General features: G+C 40.0%; 3 protein-coding genes. All 3 read right to left on the bottom strand.

Going from position 1 to position 2750, the window contains the following annotated elements; all coding sequences use genetic code 11:
* Positions 1-104: 104 nt before the first annotated feature.
* The 3 genes from SPD53_RS19605 to istA are packed head-to-tail and all read right to left on the bottom strand — an operon-like array spanning position 105 to position 2603.
* Positions 105-305 (bottom strand): hypothetical protein, encoded by a 201-nt coding sequence (locus SPD53_RS19605; RefSeq protein ID WP_336253557.1) that lies wholly within the window; start codon positions 303-305, stop codon positions 105-107.
* Positions 302-1051: an IS21-like element helper ATPase IstB gene (gene istB, locus SPD53_RS19610; protein WP_336253558.1), complete on the bottom strand. Its 750-nt coding sequence runs from the start codon at positions 1049-1051 to the stop codon at positions 302-304. The genes SPD53_RS19605 and istB overlap by 4 nt, the downstream gene beginning before the upstream one ends.
* Positions 1041-2603, bottom strand: coding sequence for an IS21 family transposase (gene istA, locus SPD53_RS19615; protein WP_336253559.1), 1563 nt, complete (start codon positions 2601-2603; stop codon positions 1041-1043). The genes istB and istA overlap by 11 nt, the downstream gene beginning before the upstream one ends.
* Positions 2604-2750: the final 147 nt, after the last annotated feature.

Genomic DNA, 2750 nt, shown 5'->3' on the forward strand with positions numbered 1-2750 from the left:
TGAAGAAAGACATAGGTTAGTTCCACCTCTGCCATCTTTTTGACCCACTCCGGACATAATACTGACCCACTTATGACATAAGTGAGCCAGTAATACAATGAGCCTTATTTAAAGCTTTTACCATCTAGCTGTTTACCAATAATCGCGAGAGCCCAAGTAACGAGTTGGTTATCATCTAATTCCTCTCTATCCTTCCATAAACACTCTGCCAAGAGTCTTCCTTCCACCTCCCTCATTACTTCATCCGGCAAATAATTGTGGAAGAAATACCTTGCTATACGGAGTTCTACTTCTTCTGGAATCACTTGGTTACCGCCAGTCCATGACGTTCTCTCATCGAGACATTACCATCAATAAGTATGTTGTATGAATCGTGCACAATTCTGTCTAGAATGGCATCAGCTAGTGTGCTTTCACCGATCTTTTCATGCCATCCTCTCGGATCAAATTGAGAACAGAAGATAGTCGATCCTTGCTGGTGGCGTGCTTCTACGATTTCAAGAAGATCTCTTGCTTCCGTCTCTCTTAACGGAGTTAATAGCCATTCATCTAGAATAAGTAGATTTACATTCTTGTACTTTTTCATAACCTTTCTATATGTTCCTTCCCCTCTTGCGATTGCCAATTCATCCAAGAGATCCGGTAATCGAGTATATTTTACTTTATAGAATTGACGGCATGCAGCGATGCCGAATGCACATGCTAAATAAGTTTTCCCATTTCCCGACGCACCCATCAATATAATATTGTGGTGCTCTTCGATATAATTACCAGTTGATAATCGCAAAATTTGGGCCTTATCTAGCTTTCTATCCGGGTGATATTCAATATCTTCAATGCATGCTTGTGTGTCCCGTAATTCTGCTTGTTTAATGAGCCGATCAAGCTTATTGTTTTGCCTTCTGGACCATTCGATATCAACCAGTAAGCCAAATCTATCTTCAAAAGAGAGTTCTTGATACTCCGGATTTCTCAATTGTTCTCTGAATGTTTCTGCCATCGCAGACATTCTCATTTCATTTAACTTCGTTAAGGTATTATCAGTTGTCATTATTTTTCCCTCCATAGTATGCAGCGCCACGAGTGAACCCGTAAGCGTTATCACTTTTTTGTGTGTTAGATTGTTTGATTGTGTCCTCTAATGGTAATTTGTCATGTCCTGTCTTCAGGATAGTCTGTATGCTTTTCAGTTTGGGTCTTGGCGTATAAGACAACACTCTTTCACATGCTTTCTCTATGCGTTCAATAGAGTATTTATCTGCCAGTTTCATCAATGCATAAGTGGATTTCAATCCCTGTTTTTCCGTAGGATAAGATTCTAGGATTCTTTCAATAGTTAATAAAGTGGAAGGACCGGTTGTGGCACCCCACTCTAATATAAATTCCCTATCAAAGGATGCATACTTTCTATGGTCCTTAGGCATATGATCAGGAATCGTGTTGAAATCCCCACCTGATTTATTTGATCTTTTGTGAGAAGCAATCCGGATATTCTTATAAAACACTTCCACAATATTTCTCGTTATTCGAACGTCCACCGTACATTTGATATAATCATAGGGTACAGAGTAATAGTTATTATCAATTTTTACATGATAATCAGGCTGGACAACGGTCTTTGCCCAGCTCGCAATCTCGTATGGTGAATGAGGCAGGGGAATCAATGCAAATTTTTCTTCTTCTAAGAATGCTTCCTGCCTATTCCCTTTTCTCTTTTGAAAAGGTTTAGTATTCACCACATCTAATTTCTCTCTAACCGCTTTGTTCAACTCAGCCAAAGAAAAGAACTTTTCATTGCGAAGAGAGGCGATAATCCAAGTTGATATATGGCCAACATTACCTTCTACACTTGCTTTGTCCTTGGGCTGACGTACACGTGCTGGGATAATGGTAGTCTGGTAATACTCAGCCATTTCCTGATAGCTTTGATTAATGATTGGGTCGGTACGGGAGGACTTTGTTACTCCGGTCTTCAAGTTATCAGGAACAATAATTCTTGTGACTCCCCCATAATATTCAAAAGCATGAATATGAGCCGTAATCCAACTCTCTATATCCATAGACAAAAACCCCTCCACATAGGAATATTGACTACATGGCAACGTAGAAACAAAGATATAAACGGGAATCTCTTCTCCGGTTAGGTTGTTTGTGAGATACATGGTTTTACCTGCCCAATCCACTTCCATTTGTTCTCCAGGTTTTCTTTTGATCCGCATGGTTGCCTTGGTTTTCCTTGCATAATCGTTGTAAAACCTGCAGAACTGGCGATAACTATAAGGAATTTCATTGCTTGCCCTGCACTGTAAGGAGTACTCGTCCCATAAAAGGGAGAGTGTAACCCCTGATTTAGCCAATTCCTTATGAACATACTCGCCATCAGGCTTTCGACGATGGTCCGAAGGAACCTTTTTCTCTGGGAATAAAATCATCTGTAAATCTAAATCTGTCACTTCCTTTTCAATTGGCCAATTAATATTCTTCTCTTCTGCTCGCCGAATGACTTCTCTAATCGTATTCCTAGAGTGACCACAACTTGAAGCTATCCCCCTTTGTGTGACTTCCTGAGCGTGAAGCCTTAAAATTTCTCGATACTTAATCACAAAAAAACCTCCTAAATAATAAATTTGCACAAATGTGCTCCTTCATTATATAGGAGTGTGGGTCAGTCATGTCTTGATTGGGTCAGATGTATGTCCGGAGTGGATCAAAAAGATGGCATTACTGGGTCAATTTCGTGGCTGTAATCA

The sequence above is a fragment of the Oceanobacillus sp. MO10714A genome (assembly GCF_037072045.1).
Lineage (GTDB): Bacteria > Bacillota > Bacilli > Bacillales > Amphibacillaceae > Oceanobacillus > Oceanobacillus indicireducens.